Genomic DNA, 19,533 nt, shown 5'->3' with positions numbered 1-19,533 from the left:
ATTGAAATTGATTGGATGCAAGTAAGATTCGACTATTCGCATCAGTGTGTAGGAACGGGCCTCGCGGGTTTGGGCTATTCCAGCTCCCCGGCGCCGTAGAGGGCGCGCTTCAAGGTCGTGGTGGCAAGTAGCATCCCGGTTCGCGCAGCGTGGGTATCGGCGAGGGCATTGAGCATCATGAAATCGTGGATCATCCCCTGGAACCGCACTGCTGTAACCGGAACGCCCGCGGCGCGCAGCTTGTTCGCGTACGCCTCGCCCTCGTCGCGCAGCACGTCGGCTTCGCCGTTGATCACCAGCGCCGGTGGCAGCCCCGTCAGTTGTTCGGTGGTGGCCCGCAGCGGCGAGCACGTGATCTCGGCCCGATGTGCCGGGTCTGTTGTGTACTGGTCCCAGAACCACCGCATCGCCTCCATGGTGAGGAAGTAGCCGTGGGCGAACTGGCGGTACGAGTCGGTATCGAACTCGGCGTTGGTCACCGGATAGAACAGCACCTGCTGCCGGAAGCGCGGGCCGCCGCGCTGCTTGGCCATCAGCGTCAGTGCGATCGTCATGTTTCCGCCCACGCTGTCGCCGGCAACGGCGATCCGCGTCGGGTCGAGATCGGCATCTGTGCCGTGGTCCGCGATCCAGATCGAGGTGGCGTACAGCTCCTCGATCGCGGTCGGGTACTTCGCCTCGGGGGAGCGGGTGAAGCTCGGAAACACCACGGCAGCTTCGGATCCCACGGACAGATTGCGGATCAGGCGGTCGTATACGTCGGCGTCGCCGAACACCCATCCGGCGCCGTGGTTGTACTGGATCACCGGTAGCGGTCCGGCCGCCCCGCGTGGGCGCACGATCCGGACCGGGATCTGCCCGGACGGCCCGCCGTCCACTACGCGGTCCTCGATCTCCACGGGTGGCTTGGCGATGTCCCCCGACTGCACCTCGTCGAACTGCGCCCGCCCCTCCTCGATCGGGAGCTCGTACAGGAAGGGTGGCTCGGCGGTGGCGTCGGCGAACTCCTGAGCTGCAGGTTCGAGAACCGGTTCGAGCGGCATCGGAACATCCTTCCGGCGTGCAAGGCGGTGTTCCTCGATTGTCTGCCCGCGCACGCTCACGGCCAACGGCTTTTGTCGGGAAAGCTGGATGCAAACATTTGGTCAAACGCCTGACAGGGGGTGAAGGTGCCTGTAGAAATAGTGGCGTGGATCACAGTATTGCATCGAAGCCGTCCAGAGGAGGTGTCGTGTTCGCCGATTCGCCCCGCGCCGACGTGACCGACAACGCCGACCAGAACCGATTCGAGCTGCGGCTCAATGGAGACCTGGTGGGGATCGTCGGCTACTACGACACCACGCCGGTTGCCGGAATGCGGCCGGGAGGCCGTCGCGCGGGTGCGCGGGTGGTGTCGTTCATGCACACCGTCGTGGTGGAGGACTTCGGCCACCAGGGACTCGCTGCAGTCATGGTCCGGCGTGCACTCGACCAGGCTCGGGACTACGGCTGGCGGGTCCGTCCGGTGTGCACGTACGTCCAGCGTTTCGTCGAGGCCAACCCCGAGTACCGCGATCTGATGGTGCCCCTCGAGGTCGTCTCCCTCAACTGATCGAGCTCAACTGATCGAGCTCAACTGATCGAGATTCGGTAACGAGCCAGTGGCGCATCCGCATCGAACTACCCCAACTGTCCCGAAACGGACTGCGCCGCCGCCGTGCCTTCTGGTTTCATAGCTGATGTGAACTACGCCACAGTCGAATCTGGTGCGCCGGGCAGCACGGCCCCGGCGACCGGCCCGGCTGTCTGCGTCGTCGACAGCCCGCCCCACGAACGCTATGAACTGTGGGTAGGGGGCGATCTCGTCGGCATTCTCGGCTACCAGCGTGACAGTGCCGCCAGGTCCGGTGACGTGCTCACGCTGCTGCACACCGTCGTCCGGGAGGACCGCGGCGGCAGAGGCTGGGCGGCCGTGCTGGTACGTGAGGTACTGGATCGGGCGCGGCGCGAGGGCACGAGGATCCGCCCGGTCTGCACCTACGTGCGACGCTTCCTCGGCATGCACACCGAATACCTGGACCTGCTCGACGAGCAGGGAGTCTGATCAGTCCAGATCGACCACGACCGGTGCGTGGTCGCTCGCGCCCTTCCCCTTGCGCTCGTCCCGATCGATGTGCGCGCCCGTCACCCGGGCCGCGAACGCGGGCGAGCCCAGCACGTAGTCGATGCGCATGCCCTGGCGCTTGGGGAACCGCAACTGCGTGTAGTCCCAGTAGGTGTAGACGCCCGGGCCAGGCGCGTGCGGGCGCACCACGTCGGTGAAGCCGGTATCGGCGAACGCGTCGAACGCGTCCCGCTCCGGCTGGGACGTATGCGTCTTGTCCTCGAAGAACGCCGGATCCCACACGTCCTCATCGGTGGGCGCGACATTCCAGTCGCCCACCAGCGCGATCTGCGCGTCCGGGTTGCCGGCCAGCCAGCCCTCCGCGTCCGCACGCAGCTTCGCGAGCCACTCGAGCTTGTAGACGTAGTGCGGATCCGTCAGCTCACGGCCATTGGGCACGTACAGGCTCCACACCCGCACCCCGCCCACCGTCGCGCCGATTGCGCGGGCCTCCTGTGCGGCCTCCGCCTCCGGATCCTTGTTGAACCCGGGCTGGTCCGCGAACCCGATCTGTACGTCCTCGAGCCCGATGCGCGACGCGATCGCCACGCCGTTCCACTGGCTCAGGCCCACGTGTGCCACCTCGTAGCCGGCCTCGGTGAACCGCTCGTACGGGAACTGCTCGTCCTTGCACTTGGTCTCTTGCATTGCCAACACGTCGGTGTCGGTGCGGGCCAGCCAGTCCACGATCCGGTCGGTTCGGGCACGGACCGAGTTCACATTCCACGTCGCGAGTCGCACACCGCAGAGGATAGTCAGCTAGTCCGACAGTCGCCGGACCCGGCTGTCGGACCGGCGCACCGGCTTGGGGCCCAGGGCCTTGAGCCGCACCACGTCGCCCCGGTCCACCTCGACGACCCGGCCGTCGGCGGTGCGGACCACGACCGCCGGCTCGAGCTGCTCGAGCGTGCCGATCACGTCGGTGAGCGGGTGGGTGCCACCGGGCGGCAGGCGATACCGCACCACCACCCGGCCACCGATCACCGGTGGACCCAGCGGAGGGTCAGTCTTCGTCATCGTCCTCGTCATGACCGAACGGGTCGTCCACCGTGCCCGGCGTCCAGCTCAGGTCCGGCACACCCCACCCGGCGCGCTTGATCGTCTTCTTCGCGGCCCGGGCGTTGCGGCCGATCAGTACGTCCACATACAGGAACCCGTCCAGGTGTCCCGTCTCGTGTTGCAGCATGCGAGCGAAGAACCCGTGACCCTCGATCTCCACCGGATTGCCCTCGGCATCCGTGCCGGTGACCTTCGCCCAGTCGGCGCGGCCCGTCGGGAACTGCTCGCCGGGCACCGACAGGCAGCCCTCGACGTCGTCGTCCTCGTCCGGCATGGTCTCCGGGATCTCCGACGTCTCGAGTACCGGGTTGATCACCTCACCGCGGCGGCGGATCGACTTGCCTGCGGAGTCGACGTCGGGGCAGTCGTAGACGAACAGTCGCAGCGGCACACCCACCTGGTTTGCCGCCAGGCCGACGCCGTTGGCAGCGTCCATCGTGTCGTACATGTCGCCGATGAGTTCGGCGATTTCGGCCGGCGACTGGGTCACCGGCTTGGTCGGCTCGTGCAGTACGGGGTCGCCGACGATCCGGATCGGAAGAATTGCCATGGTCACCAAGGATAATGGGCGTGATATTCGCGGCGCGCCCCACCGGAACCCGGTGCTCGCAGCGGTGATCATGGTTCAATGGCCACGAAGGACATCAGTGTAATTCGTGCTCGCGTCCGCAGTTGTCGTATCAGCGTCCGTGCACGGTGCTGGGCCACCGTTTCGGCTGGCCACCGGGGGCACGTGGATTCGCTGAGGGCGAGCGGAATCTAGCAGTCGAGGAGAGAGATGGACGGCGCAGCAGCGCGGAACCAGCTTGAACGCACCGACGGCGCGTCGGGCAACGAGGTCGGCGAGGACGGCCTCACCCGACGCGAACACGACATCCTCTCCTTCGAACGACAGTGGTGGAAGTACGCCGGCGCCAAGGAAGAGGCCATCAAGGAACTCTTCTCGATGTCTGCCACCCGCTACTACCAGGTGCTCAACGCGCTCGTCGATCGTCCCGAGGCATTGGCCGCCGATCCGATGCTGGTCAAGCGCCTGCGCCGACTGCGCGCCAGCAGGCAGAAGGCCCGCGCTGCCCGCCGGCTGGGCTTCGACATCTCCACGTAGGCCCGCCACCAAATCCCGGCCGTCGTCACCTCGTTACGGGAACAGTCCGACGCGCCGATTAAGGTCGGAACAGTGACCACCCCGAACCCAGAGTCGTCAGGCCCCCCACTGCGAGCGCTCGCGATGGTGTTGATCGCCCTTGCGATCCTCTTCGCCGGGCTGGGTGCCGCCTCACTGGGCAGCTCGGACTCCGGCGATGCGGCACCCGAAGCCGCTCCCACCACGACGTCCGCGCCCGCCGTGGCGCCGGTGCGCACCACCACAACCGCGGCGCCCACCACTACGGCAGCCGAGACGACGACGGCGGCCTCGGCCACCAGTTCCGTGTCGACCACCACCTCCGCGCGAGTCGACAAGTCGGTACCGGTGCGGGTGTTCAACAACAGCACGGTCTCCGGCCTGGCCGCGCAGACCGCGAACGAGCTGACGTCGAACGGCTGGGATATCTCCGAGACCGGCAACTACAGTTACGGGCAGATCCAGACCACCACCGTGTACTACGGCAGCAGCGCCTCCGAGAAGGCTGCTGCACAGGCCATCGCTGCCGAGCTCGGCGTCAAGGCCGAACCGCGTTTTGCCGGAATCGCCAGCGCGTCGCCCGGCGTGATCGTGATCGTCACCTCCGGATAACTCACAGCCACCCGCTAGCTATGATCATCCGCAGATTTCACCCACCTCGAAGGAGCGGTCCGATGGCCTCGCATTCCACCCGTCGCAAGTCCTGGCGAGTCGTGACCCCGCTGGTGGCGATCGCCGCGCTGGGTCTCACCGCATGCTCGAACAACGAGGAGCCCACCGACGTCCCCGGCACCACCCCGCCGGTGTGGACCGGTTCCCCCGCCCCCGGTGGCGCCGAGAGCGGATCCGCGCACGCCACCACCACCGAGGCCGGCACCGTCGAGGTGCAGCTCAAGGACGCCAAGGGGGTCAACGCCGGTACCGCGTCGTTCGCCGAGGAGGACGGCTACGTTCAGATCACCGTCAACGCGCAGGGTCTCGAGCCCGGTTTCCACGGCCTGCACGTCCACTCGGTCGGCAAGTGCGAGCCCAACTCGGTCGCCCCCACTGGCGGCGAGCCCGGCAACTTCCTCTCCGCCGGCGGCCACTTCCAGGTAGCGGGACGCACCGGTCACCCGGCCAGCGGCGACCTCACCTCCCTCGAGGTCCGCGAGGACGGCAAGGGCTATCTGGTCACCACCACCGACGCTTTCACCCTCGACGACCTGAAGAACGGCGGCAAGGGCACCGCGTTGATGATCCACGCGAATGCCGACAACTTCGCCAACATACCCACCCGCTACACGCTGCCCGACAACGCCGCGGTCCCGGACCAGGCCACCCTGTCGACCGGCGACGCCGGCGGCCGCGTGGCGTGCGGTGTCATCGGCGAGTACTGACGCTGAACCGACGCGAGAGCTGACAACGGCGGGGCCATCACGGCCCCGCCGTTGTGCGTCCTGCAGGCGCCCGGGTGCTGTGGTTGGATCGGCAATGTGGCAGTCCACTTTGCCGGTTCGCCGCGTCCCACCCTGGGCGTCGAGTGGGAGATCGCGTTGGTCGACAGGATCACCCGTGATCTCTCCAACTCCGCCGCCGACGTGCTCGACGCTGTCGGCGAGCTTGCTGACAAGCCCCGCGTCACCAAGGAATTGCTGCGCAACACCGTCGAATTCGTGACGGGCGTCTGCGACAACGTCGGCGAGGCCATGGACGACTTGTCGGAGACCATGTCACTGGTGCGCAGCGCCGCCGACCCGCTGAGCGTGGACCTGATGTGTGCGGGCACGCACCCGTTCGCGCAGTGGTCCACCCAGCTGATCACCCGCACCCCGCACTACGACGAACTCATCGAACGCACCCAGTGGTGGGGCCGGCAGATGCTGATCTGGGGTGTGCACGTGCACGTCGGAATCTCGTCCGCCGAGAAGGTGTTTCCGATCCTCAATGCTCTGCTGTTGAAGTACCCGCATCTACTGGCGCTCTCGGCGTCGTCGCCGATGTGGACCGGAGTCGACACCGGGTACGCCAGCAACCGGGCGCTGATGTTCCAGCAGCTACCCACCGCCGGTCTGCCGTTCCAGTTCGAGAACTGGACACAGTTCGAGGGCTACGTCGACGACCAGCTCACCACCGGCGTCATCGACAACCTCGGCGGCCTGCACTGGGACATCCGTCCCGCGCCCCGCTGGGGCACCATCGAGGTCCGCGTGTGCGACGGTATCTCCTCCCGAACCGAACTGAGCGCCCTCGTCGCGCTCATCCACTGCCTCATCGTCGACCTCGACACCCGGCTCGAGGCGGGGGAGACCCTGCCGTCGATGCCGCCGTGGCACGTGCAGGAGAACAAGTGGCGGGCCGCCCGATATGGCCTCGACGCCGAGGTGATCCTGGGTGCCGACAGCCGCGAACGGCTCGTCACCGACGATCTCGACGACCTGCTCGAGCAGCTCACCCCCACTGCGGTGAAGCTCGGCTGCGCCGACGAACTGGCCCGCGTCGCCGATATTCCCCGCCGCGGCGCGTCGTACCAGCGTCAGCGCAAGGTGGCCGCCGCGACCGGCGGGGACCTGCGCGCCGTCGTTCGCTCCCTCGTCGACGAACTCGACACGTAAGGCCGGATTCACCCGCCGTTTACTATGGACGGCGTGTTGACGGACGGTGGCGCACGTACAGAGCCGATACGGTTCGACGATCGAACCCGGAACCTCGTGCTCTCCGGGGTCGTTGCCGCCGGTGTCGCCATCCTGATCGCGCTGCAGATCTTCGCATCCACGCGTGGCTTCCAGGGCCCACTCGAGAGTCTCTTCAACGATTTCGCAGGCACCCCCAAGTCGGCGTCCGTGCCGTGGGCGGGCCTGGCACTCGCGATGGTGGGGCTGACCAACCGGCAGCGGGTGCTGGCGCTGTCGAGTGCGGTGGGCATCGATGTCGTGATCGCCGCAATCCGGTACCTGGCCGGAGGACCGCTCACCGTGGGCAACGGCGCGGTGATCGTGCTGACCGCGATCGGCGTCTATGCAGGCCTGGCGTGGCAGGGCGAACAGCGCCGCAGCGCGCTCATGGGTGTCGGCCTCGGTGCGCTGCTCATCGTCGCCACCAAATTCGGGGACGTATGGCTGCACATCACGGTCCTTGCCGGACCCGATGTCCTCGACCCGTATGTCCAGCTCGCCGACCAGGCCCTCGGCAACCCGGCGTGGGTGATGGGGAACGTAGTCGACGCCCTCGGCTCCGTCGGCTACGCCGTCCTGCACTGGGTGTACATCGAGTTGCCCGTTGCCGCGATCGCCGTCGCGCTGTATCAGCTGCGCAAGGGCTGGCCGTCGCATCACCTGGTGCGCACTTTTCTGTTGATCGGACTCGTCGGACCCGTCTTCTACATTCTGTTCCCCGTCGTAGGCCCGATCTTCGCGTTCGGGCCCGACGGCAACGGGTTTCAGGTCGGCGACTTCTGGCCCAGCGTCGTGCCCGTCGATCTGACGCCGTCGGCCATGCCCTTCGACGGCGTCACTCCCCGCAACTGCATGCCCAGCCTGCACACCGCGTGGGCGCTGGCGCTGTTCCTGCATTCCAGGCAGGGGCCGTGGTGGTTGCGCTGGGGCGGCACGTTCTGGCTGGTGTGCACCCTGGCGGCGACGCTGGGGTTCGGCTACCACTACGGGGTCGACCTCATCGCCGGCGCCGTCCTGACGCTGACGCTCGAATCCGCACTGCGCGCCCCCGAACGGGGCTGGGGCGCGTTCCGGGTGAAGCTGGTCGTCGGTGGCGCGGTGCTGCTCGCGGCGCTGCTGCTCAGCTACCGCTACCTGGCCGTGGAGATCGCCGAGTACCCGGCGTTGTCGGCGCCGCTGCTCCTGGGTGTCCCCGCGCTCTTCGCCTTCGCGTACTGGCGGGCGTTCTACCGGGACCGCGAGCTAGTCGAAATTGCGTCGGATTCGGTCGAAACCGCACCAGAACGACTAACTCGCGGATAGCTTTCGCGGGTGGCGCGCAGATCCGAGCTTCCCGAAGGCCCGATACGACGGGCGCGGCTGCTCGCGACGCTCACCCCGGCGCGCATCGCGCGGGAGTACGTGCCGGTCCTGACCGGTATCTACGTCCGCGCCGACCAGCCGGTGGATTTCGCACAGCGCTCGCGGGCCCTGGCCGTCGCGCACCCCGATGCAGTTCTCGCCGGCTGGTCGGCCGCGGCGCTGCACGGCTATCGCTACATTCCCGAAGACGCGCAGCCCGAGGCGATCCTGCCGCAACCGGCCCGCCGTCGTGCGGGCGTACGGTTTCGGTACGACACCCTCGCCGACGACGAACACGAGGACGTGTACGGCTACGAACTCACCGGCCACCTGCGTACCGCCTACGACCTGGGCCGACGCCTGCCGTTCGATGACGCCGTCGCCGCCGTGGACGGGCTGTGCAACAGCGGGCTCAAGGATCCGAAGTTGGTCGGCGAGCTCATGGACCGGCATCGCGGCGATCGCGGACTCAAGCAGCTCCGACGCGTTCTCGACCTCGCCGACGCGGGCGCCGACTCGCCTTGGGAGACCCGCACCCGGCTGCTGGTGATCCGCGCGGGACTGCCCCGCCCGCAGACCCAGTACATGTTCCACGGCGCGAACGGGCGGATCGACGCGCAGGTCGACATGGCGTGGCCGCAGTACCGCGTCGTGCTCGAATACGACGGCGATCACCACCGCGAACGGCGTCAGTACGCGCAGGATGTACGGCGTCGGGCAAAGGTTCGGCAGCGGGGCTGGGACGTCGTGGTAGCCACCAAGGAGCTGGTGCTGTTCCATCCTGACGAGCTGTTGGATCGGCTCACCACGGCCCTGCGCGAGGGTGGGATGCCCGCGAGTTAGTCGAGATTTCGCGGGATCGAGTCGAAATCGAATGAAAACGACTAACTCGCGGATGGGCTAGCGGAAGACCCCCGGATCGTCGTCATGGTCCATCAGCAGTCCGTCGCGCCCGCGCTGTTCGCGGTAGGCGACACGGCCGACACTGTGCGCGATCACCGGTGCGGTGAGCAGAGTGAACAGCCCGATGAGCACGAGCATCCAGATGTCGACGTTGCCGCGCAGCCGGATCACCGCACCGATGAGCACCAGCACCAGGCCCACGACCTGCGGTTTGGTGGCGGCGTGCATGCGGGAGAGGGTGTCGGGGAAGCGGACGATGCCGATTGCGGCGGTGAGTGCGAGTAGCGAGCCCAGCAGGAGGCAAGTGGCGGCGAGGATTTCCAGAAGCGTGTTCACGAGTCGTCACTCACCCGGAATCGGGCCACGCTGATCGAGCCGACGAATCCGACGAGGGCCAGCGCGACGATGGCGGGGACGATGGTGGTGTCGCGGGTGTACGCGGTCCACACCGACAGCCCGCAGATCGCGGTTGCGATGAGGGTGTCCATCGCGACCAGACGGTCGAGACTGCTCGGTCCGGCCAGCAGCCGGTACGTGGTGATCAGGGCGGCAACCACCAACATCACTCCGGCGATGATCATGACGGCCGTCATGCCCCGTCCTCCCTGCCTTGTTCGTGGTACTCGTAGTCGCGCAGGTGCCACGGCGCCGGCTGCCAGTCCGAATCCCGCTCGAACGACGCGATGAACAGCCGCTCGAGCTGCCGGACGGACCTGTAGAACTGGTCCACCGCCTTGGCGGTGCCCACGTCGAGGACGTGGACGTACACCGCGCGCCGTGCCTGATCCAACTCGAGGACCATGGTGCCGGGGATCAGGTTGAGCACGTAGATGCACAGCGTGAGTACGAGATCGGACTTGATGCCGAGTTTGCACCGCAGTACCCCGGTGAGCGGCGGCGGACCCGGCCGGATCGCCAGCCACGCCACCTGCGCGCTCGACTGCGCGGCGTAGAACACGACCATCCACAGCAGCTTCACTATCGACAGCAGGTGTACCCGGCCCTCGACCGGCACCCGGGGCAGCGGCAGCAACACCATGATCACCAGGCCGACAGCCACGCCGCCGAGCAGGTTGGCGATGCTGAAGGTGCCCCACAACAGGATCCATACCACCGTCAGCCACGCGAGCACGCCGACGCGGAGTACCCGTTCGCGGTTCATCGGTCACCTCCCTCACCGAGCACTGCGGTGATGTAGACGTCCCGGTTCTGCAGATCCTGCGCCGCGCGGTCGGCGATGTCGATCATCGGGCCAGCGAAGATCGTCAGCAGCAGTCCTACCGCGACCAGGCCGATCGTCGGCAACAGCATGAAGATCGGCATCCGGCCCACGTCCTCGCGGTCGACGAACGCGATGTCCTCCTCGGACTCGTCGATCAGCGCCGACGGGCTCGCGTCCGCGAGGCTGCCCTCGGGGGCGTCGGCGCGGGCCCGCCAGAACGCCTTGGTCCAGACGCGGGCCACGACGTACAGCGTGAGCAGGCTGGTGGCGGTGCCGCCCGCGACCAGCATCCACGACAGGGCGCTCGGGTGCGCGACGCCGGCCTGCAGCAGCGCCACCTTGCCTATGAACCCGGAGAACGGTGGGATGCCGCCGAGGTTGAGCGCCGGGATCAGGAACACGATCGCCAGCACCGGGCTGGCCGCCGCGAGCCCGCCGAGACGGCGCAGCGACGACGACCCGGCCTGCCGTTCGATGAGACCGACCACCAGGAACAGCGTCGTCTGCACGAGGATGTGGTGCGCGACGTAATAGACGGCGCCGGACAGGCCGGAGTGCGTCGACAACGCCACGCCGAAGATCATGTAGCCGATGTGGCTGACGAGGGTGAACGAAAGCAGACGTTTGATATCGCTCTGTGCGATGGCGCCGAGGATGCCGACGATCATCGTCAGCAGGCCACACACCATGAGCACGTTGTCGAGCTCGCCCTGTGGGAACAACAGTGTGTGCGAGCGGATGATCGCGTACACGCCGACCTTGGTGAGCAGGCCCGCGAACACCGCAGTGACCGGTGCGGGGGCGGTCGGGTAGGAGTCTGGCAGCCACGTCGACAGCGGGAATACTGCCGCCTTGATGCCGAACGCCACGAGCAGCACACCGAAGATCGCCATGCGGGTGCCGGACGGGATGTCGTCGAACCGCAGTGCCATCTGCGCCAGATTGAGGGTGCCGGTTGCGGCGTACGCGAACGCGATGCCGCACAGGAAGATCAGCGACGACACCATCGACACCATGACGTACGAGACGCCGGCGCGGACCCGGTCGGCGCTGGCCCCCAGCGTCAGCAGCACGAAGCTCGCGGCCAGCAGCACCTCGAAGCCGACATACAGGTTGAACAGGTCGCCCGCGAGGAACGCGTTGGACACGCCGGCCGTCAGCGCCAGGTATGTGGGCAGGAAGATCGACACCGGCTGGTGTTCGTGCCCGTCCCGGATGCCCTGGCCGATCGAGTAGATCATCACGGCGAGCAGCACGATCGACGACACCAGCAGCATCAGCGCCGAGAGCCGGTCGACGACCAGCGTGATCCCGATCGGGGTGTCCCAGCCGCCCACCTGGATCGCGGTGGTGCCGTGCCGGTCCGCGAGAAACAGCAGCATCGCCGAGACACCGGTGACACCGATCAGTGCGGCCAGGGTGATCCAGCGCTGCGCAGTGGGTCGGCGGCCGAGGATCAGCGTGACCGCTGCGGCGATCATCGGGATCAGGACCGGCAGCGGAGCGAGCGTGCCGATGAGTGCGGGGGAGAGCGTCATCGCGTGCCTCCCCTTGATGTCTCGATCTCGTCGTCCCCGTCGTGTAGTTCCTCGTAGGCTGTGTAGTCCTCGGGATCCTCGATCTGGTCGACTGGAATCGGGTTGCCCTCCGAATCGAAGGCGTCGCCGATCTTGCTGGGCGCGCCGGTGAGTGGATCGTCGGAGCGGTCGTGGTCCGGCGCGTCGGCCGGGGTGCGCCGCTTGGAGACCTTGGTGTCCTCGGGGTCGTCCTCGACCCGGTCCGCGGTATTGATCTTGAACGAGCGGTAGGCGAGGGCCAGGACGAATGCCGCGATGCCCATCGTGATGACGATCGCAGTCAGGATCATCGCCTGCGCCAGTGGATCGGCGATCTCCTCGTGCACCGACTCGCGGCCGACGATCGGTGGATTTCCGGAGGGCCCGCCGACGGTGAGGATCAACAGATTGACAGCGTTGCCGACGAGCAGCAGGCCCAGCAGCATGCGGGTGATGCTGCGTTCGATCAGCAGATAGACGCCGGACGCAGTGAGAACTCCGATGACGACGAGGGTGGCGAGGTCCGCGCTCATCGGGCGTTCACCTCCTCCTGCGCGTCGAGGCGGGCCCCGAGGCTGCGGAGCACGTCGAGCACGAGGCCCACCACGATCAGGTACACGCCCAGGTCGAAGATCAGCGCGGTGACGACCTTGATGTGGCCGAGCAGCGGCACAGTCATCTCGAACACTGCCGACGACAGCGGCGGTGCGCCCAGGAACAGAGATGTCAGCGCCGTACCAGCGGACAGCGCCAGGCCCAGCCCGAGGATCTTGCCGGCGTCGATCGGGACCGTCTCACCGAGCTCGTAGCGTCCGCCGGCCAGATATCGCAGCACCAGCGCCAGTCCAGCGGTGAGCCCGCCCGCGAATCCGCCTCCGGGTGCGTTGTGGCCGGAGAAGAAGAAGTACACCGACAGCACCATCATCGTCGGGAAGATCAGCCGGGTGGTGATCTCGAGGACCATCGAGCGGTGTTTCGGATCGATCAGGTCGCCGCCACGCAGCCACGTCGTCTCCGTGCTTGCCGATGCCGCATCCTGCACGACGGATGGGGCGTCGGATACGCGTGGCGCGGTGCCGAAGCGACGGTGCCGGAACACCAGACTCGCGACACCGGTGGCCGCGACCAGCAGGACCGAGATTTCGCCGAGGGTGTCCCACGCGCGGATGTCGACGAGAAGCACATTGACGATGTTGCGGCCGTTGCCGATGAGGTACGCGGCGTCCGGCAGCTCATGGTAGATAGGCGTCGAGTTGCGGGCGTTCATCGCGTACGCGGCGATGGTGGCGACCGCGGTACCGACGCCGACCGCGAGTATCGCCCGTGGCAGCCGGAAGCCGATTGCCTGCCGCTCGTCCACCTCGGCCGGCAGCTTCCGCAGGACCAGCACGAAGATCACCAACGTCAGGGTTTCTACCAGGAATTGCGTGAGCGCGAGGTCCGGGGCGCCGTGCAGCGCGAAGATGACGCCGCAGCCGTAGCCGCTGAGCCCCACCAGGATCACCGCGGCCAGGCGGTTGCGCAGCACGGTCGCGGTCACCGCGGCGGCCATCATCATCAGACCGGCGGTGAACTGCAGCGGCGACTCCCACAGGCGCAGGCTCGCCCACACATCGGTGTTGATCGCGAGCAGGATCACGGGCAGCAGCACAAGCGTTGCGAGGATCGTCGATTGCGTCAGTGGAAGCGAACCGCGCTGTGTGGAACCGGTGAGGCGCATCGAGAGCGTGTCCATGCCGCGCAGGATTGCGTCGTACACACGGTCGGCGTTGCCGAGCGGCGGATGTTGGAAACGCAGCCGGGTGACGGCCCACCGGTGCGCGACGAACAACACCGTGCCGAGTGTGACGATCGCGCCGGTGAGCAGCAGGGGCAGGTTGAACCCGTGCCACAGCGCCAGGTGGTAGTCGGCGTGCGGGCCCGCGGGCAGCGTCGTCGAGTACGGCGTGAGCAGCTTTTCGAGCTGCGGGGACAGCGGTCCTGCGGCGAGACCGGCGACCGCGAGTAGGGCGGGCGGTGCCAGGGAGAGCACGCCGGGTGTGTGCATGTTCGCGACGGGGGTGCTGGGGTTGCGCAGGCGCTTGCGGCCGAACGCGCCCCACACGAACCGGATGCTGTAGGCGACGGTGAGGACCGAGCCGATCGCGATCGCGACAAGCACGGTGGTCCGCTCCCACGGCTCGAGCATGTTCGCCTGGAGGATCGACTCGAGGGCCGCCTCCTTGCCGACGAACCCGAGGAACGGCGGTAGACCGGCCATGGACGCGGCGGCCAGCGCCGCGATCGTGGCCAGCCATGGGGCGCTCGGGCCGAGCCGGGCGAGTTTGCGGATGTCGCGGGTGCCGGTGGAGTGGTCGATGATGCCGACCACCATGAACAGCGCGGCCTTGAACATCGCGTGTGCGACGACCATCGTCATGCCAGCGAGGGCCGCGTCCCGGGAGCCGATGCCGACGAGCACCATGAGGAAACCGAGCTGGCTGACGGTGCCGAACGCGAGCACGAGTTTGAGGTCGAACGAGCGCAGCGCGCGCCAGCCGGCGAGCAGCATCGACGCCAGCCCGAGCGTGATGATCGTGACCCGCCACGGGGGCGAGTCGGCGTAGCCGGGTGCCAGGCGCGCGACCAGATAGATGCCCGCCTTGACCATCGCTGCGGCATGCAGATAGCCGCTGACCGGGGTGGGCGCGGCCATCGCGCCGGGCAGCCAGAAGTGCAGCGGGACGATCGCCGACTTCGACAGCGCACCGATCAGGATGAGCACGATCGCGACGTTCGCAAGCCACCCGGTCGCCGGGTTCGCGATGACATCGGAGAGGTTGTAGCTGCCCACCTGCTGGCCGAGCATGATGATGCCGACGAGCATCGCGAGGCCGCCGGCCGTGGTCACCAGCAGCGCCTGGGTCGCGGCTCGCCGGCTGGTGGCGCGCTCGGCGTAGTGACCGACGAGCAGGAACGACAGGACCGTCGTCAGTTCCCAGAACGTATAGAGGATCAGCATGTTGTCGCTGGTGACGAGGCCGAACATGGCGCCCGCGAACGCGACCATCTCGGCCGCGAAGATGCCGAGACGGGGTTCGTCGTCGGTGAAGTAGCGCGCGCAGTACATCAGGATCAGCGCGCCGACGCCCAGAACGAGTACCGACATGATCGCGGCGAGGGAGTCGAATCGCATCTCGAGGTTCATCGACAGGCCGGGCACCCACCGGATGCTCAGGCTCTGTTCGGTGCCCCAGTTCGCGATGACCCAGCCCAGGCTTGCGAGCGGCACCAGCGAGAGCGGGAAGAATGCGTTGCGCCCCATTGATCGCACGACGAGCGGAGCCATAGCAGCGGCTATCGCGTGGGCGATCAATATGACTAGCAAATGGCACTCCGTCGGGTTGTGGGGCGGCGGGGTGACGAATCGGTGTAAGCCGAGAGTCGAGTAGGCCGTTCGCTTAGCGAAGCAAAGTGGACTACGCGGTACATCTTACTGAGTCACCAAGTGATGGCCGCAATGGGCACAAAGTGGATGAACGACTCGCGTGGTCCGCGTGGCGACGTCGTGGCGAGTAGATTTCTTCGAGTGTCAGTGGAGATGCCCACCGTGATCCGAACCGCGGCCCTCGCCTACATTCGCGACCGTCGCCTGCTACAGGCGCGCTCAGCCGGCAAGACTGCCTTCTACATGGCGGGCGGCAAGATCGATCCCGGCGAGACCCCCGAACAGGCACTGCACCGGGAGGTTCGTGAGGAGCTCGACGCGGGAATCGTCGACGGGACCGTGCGTGAACTCGGGGTGTTCGAGGCCGAGGCTTTCGGGCACCGGACGGGCACCCGTCTGCACATGACCTGCTTTCTCGCCGAGCTCACCGACGACCCACAGCCCACCAGTGAGGTCGCCGAGATCCGCTACTTCACCGAGGCCGAGTACCGCGCAATGCCCGAAATGGCCCCCGGGTCGCTCCTGGTCTTCGCTCGGCTGCGGGAGCTGGATCTGGTGGACTAGTCGGTCGGTTCGGTGCGCTCGCGGGCGCCGAGTCCCCGGATCGCCAGCGCGCAGAACACGACGACCAGCAGCAGCGCAATTCCGGCGATCCGGTTGGGCGCCGGCGGTAGGAGAGTGTCGTAGCCGCTCGACAGCGGCACCCCTGGCAGCGGCTCATATGCCCCGTTGTAGGTGATCACGGTCCGGGTTGTGGTGACCACCTCTGTGAACACCAGCGCCAGCAGGGGGACGACGAGGCCGAGTGACGCCACGGCGCCACTGTCGGGCAGGGTCGAGCCGAGGGTGAGGCCAATCCCCAGCCCGAGCACCGCGAGCCGCACCAGCAGCCAGACGCCCTCGTTGCCGAAATCGGGATCCACAGCGGTGGACAGCGGCACCAGCGCCAGGACCGCGAGACCGATCGACGGTGTCGGCCGGCGCATCGACGTGGCGAGCCCGACGACGACGGTGGTGGTACCGACGACGACGGCCAACCACGGCTCGATTCGTGTCCACTGCGCGAGCTGCGACGCGACCAGTGCGGTGGCCGCGGCGACGGCGGTTGCGGCAAGCAGGAACGGGCTCTCGATGCGTTGGGCCCAGAACTCGGTGAGCGCCACGACCAACACGAGGCAGACGCCGATGACGACCCATTGTTGCAGCGTCGAGTCGGTGGTCTGCCCGTCGATCCATGCGCCCAGTAGCCGATGCGCGAGCGCGAGCGTGACGACGGCGGCGGCGACGTTGCGGACGAGTGCGGCGTCGGCCTTCGCGGGGGCGTCGGCGTCGACCACCGCGCACGCGACGGTCAGGACGACCACCGGTATCAGCAGCCACCAGAACGGTTCGCCGAGCGTCGACGTGCTGGGCTCCCATCCGGTATCCGCGGTGTGCGCGACGACGAACGTCGACGCCACCGCCGCAACGAACGTGAGGCGCGGAAGCGGACGGGTCCAGACCGCGGCAACGGTCGCTCCCAACAGGACTCCGGCGGCCACGCACTTGGCGTAGTGCAGCAGCGTCAACTGGTCGACACCCCCGGCGCCCGACACCATCAGCCGGACGCCGATCAGCACGGCCGACGCTACGGCCGCCGAAATCCATGCCGGCCGCACAGAACCCGCGCGCTGCAGCGCCGCGTACGCCAGCACCGCGAGCACCGTCGCGACCGCGATCGCGGTGGGCACGGTGTCCAGCCACGACTCCAACTGCCGGCCCGACGCACTGAACGCCCCGCGCCATTCGGGTGGGCTGACGAGCACGAATGTGGCTAGAGCCCCGGCCAACAGCGCGGCCACTGCGGACAGGGGAGCGCGGACGTTCGAGATCACCGACCCGACGCTACAGGGGCTCAGCGGTTCTCTGCGTATGCCTTGAGATGCGCCACCTGGTCGGGGTCCAGTGACGGGCGTACCTTCTCCCGCGCGGCGGCGACGTCGGCGGCAGTGACGTCGGCGGCATCGACACTGCGTCGCATCGCTGCGAGCGCCGCCTCGCGTAGCAGCGCCGCACAGTCGGCGGCCGAGTAACCGTCGAGATCGTCGGCGAGATCGGCAATGTCTATGCCCTCGGCCAGTGGCACCGACTTGCCCGACGTCCGCAGGATCTCCCTGCGCGCCTCCGCATCCGGTGGTGGCACGAACACCAGCCGCTCGAGCCGTCCGGGCCGCAGCAGTGCCGGGTCGATGAGGTCGGGGCGGTTGGTGGCACCCAGGACGACGACGTCGCGTAGTGGTTCGACGCCATCGAGTTCGGTGAGAAGCGCGGCCACCACGCGGTCGGAGACGCCGGAGTCGGAGCTCTGCCCGCGGCGCGGGGCGAGGGCGTCCACCTCATCGAGGAAGATCAGCGACGGCGCCGAGTCGCGGGCGCGCTGGAACAATTCACGCACGGCCTTCTCCGACGAGCCCACCCACTTGTCCATCAGCTCGGCGCCCTTGACGGAGTGCACGCTGAGCTGCCCCGAACTAGCCAGGGCGCGAACGAGATACGTCTTACCGCAGCCGGGTGGCCCGTACAGCAGGACGCCGCGCGGCGGATCCACACCCAGGCGTGCGAACGAATCCGGATGCTGCAGCGGCCACAGCACCGCCTCGGTGAGCGCCTGTTTGGTCTCGACCATGTCGCCGACGTCGTCGAGGGTGACGCTCCCGATCGCGAGTTCCTCGGTGCCCGAACGTGACAGCGGGCGGATCACCTCGAGTGCGCCCAAGAGATCGTCCTGCGTCAGCCGCGGTTCCGCCTTGGTGCTGCTGGCGCGGGACGCCGCCCGCAGCGCCGCCTCGCGGCACAGTGCGGCCAGGTCGGCGACAACGAATCCCGGAGTGCGCGAGCCGATCTCGCCGAGGTTGAGGTCCGCTGTGGGTACCCTACGGAGCAACAGTTCCAGCAGTTGGCGACGTCCGGCCCCGTCGGGCAGAGACAGTGACAGCTCCCGGTCGCACAGGTCCTGCCCGCGGAGGCGGTCGTCGAGCGCGTCCGGGTGCGCGGTGGTCGCGACGAATGCCACCGACTCGGTGTCCACGGCGCGCCGCAGCTGGTCCAGGATCAGCGTCGAGACGGGTTCGCGGACTGCGGGCAGTAGCGCGTCGATGTCAGTGACCAGCAGGACGCCACCGGAGCGAACGGCGTCCACTGCGGCGGTGACCCGTTCGAGCCGCGACTGTGATTCGGCAGCACCGACCCCCGGACCGTCCAGCTCGACGACTCGGCGCGGTGCGAGCACCGAGCGGGCGAGCATCGACTTGCCAACTCCGGCCGGTCCGGTGATCAGGACTCCGAGGTGCGGTGAGGCGCCGAGGGTGTGCAGTAGTTCGGGTTCGTCGAGTGCGAGGCCCAGCCATTCGGTGAGCTTCGCGGCCTGTGTGCGCGCACCGACGAGGTCCTCCACGGGCACGGGTATCGCCTCGGGCGCGGTGACTGCTGCCGACGTCGTGAGCGTCTTGCCTGGCGCCGGCATCGCGTGTGGCACGCCGGTGCCCCAGCTCACCGCCGAATTCGGTTGCACACTCACCGGCCCGCCCGACGGGTCGACACCCGTGACGGTGAGCAGCTCCGATGTCCACTGGACACCGAACGTCCGTGAGAGCGCCTTCGAGGCCGGCGCCGTGCTGGTGCCCGGACCGAGGTCGCGTGGCAGCAGGGACACCGCGTCGCCGACGGTGAGGACCTTGCCGAGTAGCGCCTGCCGCAGCGTGATGTCGGAGATGGACTGTTGTGCCATGGTCGACCCGCTCACCGTCACCGTCCTCGCGCCGAACACGGTGACCGGAGTGACGACCACGGTCGCGTTCTCGCGCAGCCCGGCGTTGGAGAGGGTGACGTCATCGAGCAGTGCAGTGCCCGTGGGCGTTCCGGTCGGCGCCAGCCCCGCGACCGCGGCGGTCCGGCGCGCCCCGACGAGTGCGATCGCGTCCCACTCCCGCAGTCCGAGCGCCGCTAGCACCTCGGGATGCAGCCGTACCACCCCGCGTCGAGCGTCCGCGGCAGACGTGTTGAGCCGGACTGTGAGTGTCAGTTCGGGGGAGGTCACGTCTGCCAGCCTAGTGGGCCGTCCTGTCCC

The 19,533-nt window shown here is 67.8% G+C and carries 21 protein-coding genes; 9 read left to right on the top strand and 12 right to left on the bottom strand.

From position 1 onward, the window contains the following. Nucleotides 1-74 precede the first annotated feature (74 nt). Entirely contained in the window at nt 75-1,043 is a 969-nt protein-coding gene (locus tag ERC79_RS07515) for an alpha/beta hydrolase (RefSeq protein WP_131577052.1), read from the bottom strand. 188 nt (nt 1,044-1,231) lie between these two features. Here ERC79_RS07515 and ERC79_RS07510 point away from each other — a divergent pair, with 188 nt between their 5' ends. Further along, complete coding sequence (locus ERC79_RS07510) at nt 1,232-1,591, top strand: GNAT family N-acetyltransferase (protein ID WP_131577050.1); 360 nt, start codon at nt 1,232-1,234, stop codon at nt 1,589-1,591. A gap of 129 nt (nt 1,592-1,720) precedes the next feature. Continuing rightward, the gene (locus ERC79_RS07505; protein ID WP_131577048.1) at nt 1,721-2,083 is read left to right on the top strand and encodes a GNAT family N-acetyltransferase; all 363 of its coding nucleotides are present in this window, start codon (nt 1,721-1,723) and stop codon (nt 2,081-2,083) included. On the opposite strand, the gene ERC79_RS07500 is transcribed toward ERC79_RS07505, so the two are convergent. Genes ERC79_RS07500 through ERC79_RS07490 form a run of 3 tightly spaced genes read right to left on the bottom strand, consistent with a single transcriptional unit; the run spans nt 2,084 to nt 3,752 of the window. Beyond that, nucleotides 2,084-2,884 (bottom strand): exodeoxyribonuclease III, encoded by an 801-nt coding sequence (locus ERC79_RS07500; RefSeq protein ID WP_131577046.1) that lies wholly within the window; start codon nt 2,882-2,884, stop codon nt 2,084-2,086. An 18-nt stretch (nt 2,885-2,902) separates the two neighbouring features. After that, the gene (locus ERC79_RS07495; RefSeq protein WP_131577045.1) at nt 2,903-3,160 is read right to left on the bottom strand and encodes a GNAT family acetyltransferase; all 258 of its coding nucleotides are present in this window, start codon (nt 3,158-3,160) and stop codon (nt 2,903-2,905) included. Next, on the bottom strand, nt 3,147-3,752 hold the full coding sequence (locus ERC79_RS07490) for a peptide deformylase (RefSeq protein WP_131577044.1): 606 nt from the start codon (nt 3,750-3,752) through the stop codon (nt 3,147-3,149). Before ERC79_RS07490 ends, ERC79_RS07495 begins: the two co-directional genes overlap by 14 nt. A 228-nt stretch (nt 3,753-3,980) precedes the next feature. Between ERC79_RS07490 and ERC79_RS07485 the strand changes: the two genes are divergently transcribed. The 6 genes from ERC79_RS07485 to ERC79_RS07460 all read left to right on the top strand — a co-directional run bounded on the left by ERC79_RS07485 (nt 3,981) and on the right by ERC79_RS07460 (nt 9,163). Then, nucleotides 3,981-4,307: a DUF3263 domain-containing protein gene (locus ERC79_RS07485; RefSeq protein WP_131577043.1), complete on the top strand. Its 327-nt coding sequence runs from the start codon at nt 3,981-3,983 to the stop codon at nt 4,305-4,307. A gap of 72 nt (nt 4,308-4,379) precedes the next feature. After that, entirely contained in the window at nt 4,380-4,937 is a 558-nt protein-coding gene (locus ERC79_RS07480; protein ID WP_131577042.1) for a LytR C-terminal domain-containing protein, read from the top strand. A 62-nt stretch (nt 4,938-4,999) separates the two neighbouring features. Continuing rightward, complete coding sequence (locus tag ERC79_RS07475; RefSeq protein ID WP_131577040.1) at nt 5,000-5,704, top strand: superoxide dismutase family protein; 705 nt, start codon at nt 5,000-5,002, stop codon at nt 5,702-5,704. A 96-nt stretch (nt 5,705-5,800) separates the two neighbouring features. Further along, nucleotides 5,801-6,919 carry a glutamate--cysteine ligase gene (locus tag ERC79_RS07470; protein ID WP_131577038.1) on the top strand — a complete coding sequence of 373 codons (1,119 nt, stop codon included), beginning with the start codon at nt 5,801-5,803 and terminating at the stop codon, nt 6,917-6,919. 24 nt (nt 6,920-6,943) lie between these two features. Next, entirely contained in the window at nt 6,944-8,281 is a 1,338-nt protein-coding gene (locus ERC79_RS07465) for a phosphatase PAP2 family protein (RefSeq protein ID WP_131577036.1), read from the top strand. A gap of 9 nt (nt 8,282-8,290) precedes the next feature. Beyond that, a complete protein-coding gene (locus ERC79_RS07460) occupies nt 8,291-9,163 on the top strand; it encodes a DUF559 domain-containing protein (RefSeq protein ID WP_131577034.1) in 873 nt (290 codons plus the stop codon). A gap of 57 nt (nt 9,164-9,220) precedes the next feature. On the opposite strand, the gene mnhG is transcribed toward ERC79_RS07460, so the two are convergent. The 6 genes from mnhG to ERC79_RS07430 are packed head-to-tail and all read right to left on the bottom strand — an operon-like array spanning nt 9,221 to nt 15,368. Continuing rightward, on the bottom strand, nt 9,221-9,559 hold the full coding sequence (gene mnhG, locus ERC79_RS07455) for a monovalent cation/H(+) antiporter subunit G (protein WP_131577033.1): 339 nt from the start codon (nt 9,557-9,559) through the stop codon (nt 9,221-9,223). Then, entirely contained in the window at nt 9,556-9,816 is a 261-nt protein-coding gene (locus ERC79_RS07450; protein ID WP_131577031.1) for a monovalent cation/H+ antiporter complex subunit F, read from the bottom strand. The genes mnhG and ERC79_RS07450 overlap by 4 nt, the downstream gene beginning before the upstream one ends. Next, nucleotides 9,813-10,385, bottom strand: a complete 573-nt coding sequence (locus ERC79_RS07445; protein WP_131577030.1) for a Na+/H+ antiporter subunit E — start codon at nt 10,383-10,385, stop codon at nt 9,813-9,815. The genes ERC79_RS07450 and ERC79_RS07445 overlap by 4 nt, the downstream gene beginning before the upstream one ends. Beyond that, on the bottom strand, nt 10,382-11,983 hold the full coding sequence (locus tag ERC79_RS07440; RefSeq protein ID WP_131577028.1) for a Na+/H+ antiporter subunit D: 1,602 nt from the start codon (nt 11,981-11,983) through the stop codon (nt 10,382-10,384). Before ERC79_RS07440 ends, ERC79_RS07445 begins: the two co-directional genes overlap by 4 nt. Beyond that, nucleotides 11,980-12,534 (bottom strand): Na(+)/H(+) antiporter subunit C, encoded by a 555-nt coding sequence (locus ERC79_RS07435; RefSeq protein ID WP_131577027.1) that lies wholly within the window; start codon nt 12,532-12,534, stop codon nt 11,980-11,982. The genes ERC79_RS07440 and ERC79_RS07435 overlap by 4 nt, the downstream gene beginning before the upstream one ends. Next, nucleotides 12,531-15,368 carry a Na+/H+ antiporter subunit A gene (locus ERC79_RS07430; RefSeq protein WP_131577025.1) on the bottom strand — a complete coding sequence of 946 codons (2,838 nt, stop codon included), beginning with the start codon at nt 15,366-15,368 and terminating at the stop codon, nt 12,531-12,533. The genes ERC79_RS07435 and ERC79_RS07430 overlap by 4 nt, the downstream gene beginning before the upstream one ends. 213 nt (nt 15,369-15,581) lie before the next feature. Between ERC79_RS07430 and ERC79_RS07425 the strand changes: the two genes are divergently transcribed. Beyond that, nucleotides 15,582-15,992, top strand: coding sequence for an NUDIX domain-containing protein (locus tag ERC79_RS07425; RefSeq protein ID WP_207390498.1), 411 nt, complete (start codon nt 15,582-15,584; stop codon nt 15,990-15,992). Here ERC79_RS07425 and ERC79_RS07420 read toward each other — a convergent pair. Beyond that, on the bottom strand, nt 15,989-17,302 hold the full coding sequence (locus ERC79_RS07420; RefSeq protein ID WP_131577023.1) for a hypothetical protein: 1,314 nt from the start codon (nt 17,300-17,302) through the stop codon (nt 15,989-15,991). The genes ERC79_RS07425 and ERC79_RS07420 overlap by 4 nt on opposite strands. 20 nt (nt 17,303-17,322) lie before the next feature. After that, the gene (locus ERC79_RS07415; RefSeq protein WP_131577021.1) at nt 17,323-19,503 is read right to left on the bottom strand and encodes an AAA family ATPase; all 2,181 of its coding nucleotides are present in this window, start codon (nt 19,501-19,503) and stop codon (nt 17,323-17,325) included. Nucleotides 19,504-19,533 lie beyond the last annotated feature (30 nt).

It is taken from the genome of Rhodococcus sp. ABRD24 (genome assembly GCF_004328705.1).
Classification (GTDB): domain Bacteria; phylum Actinomycetota; class Actinomycetes; order Mycobacteriales; family Mycobacteriaceae; genus Prescottella.
The sequence above is the reverse complement of the archived record's forward strand: the minus strand, read 5'-3'. Positions and strand labels throughout refer to the sequence as shown.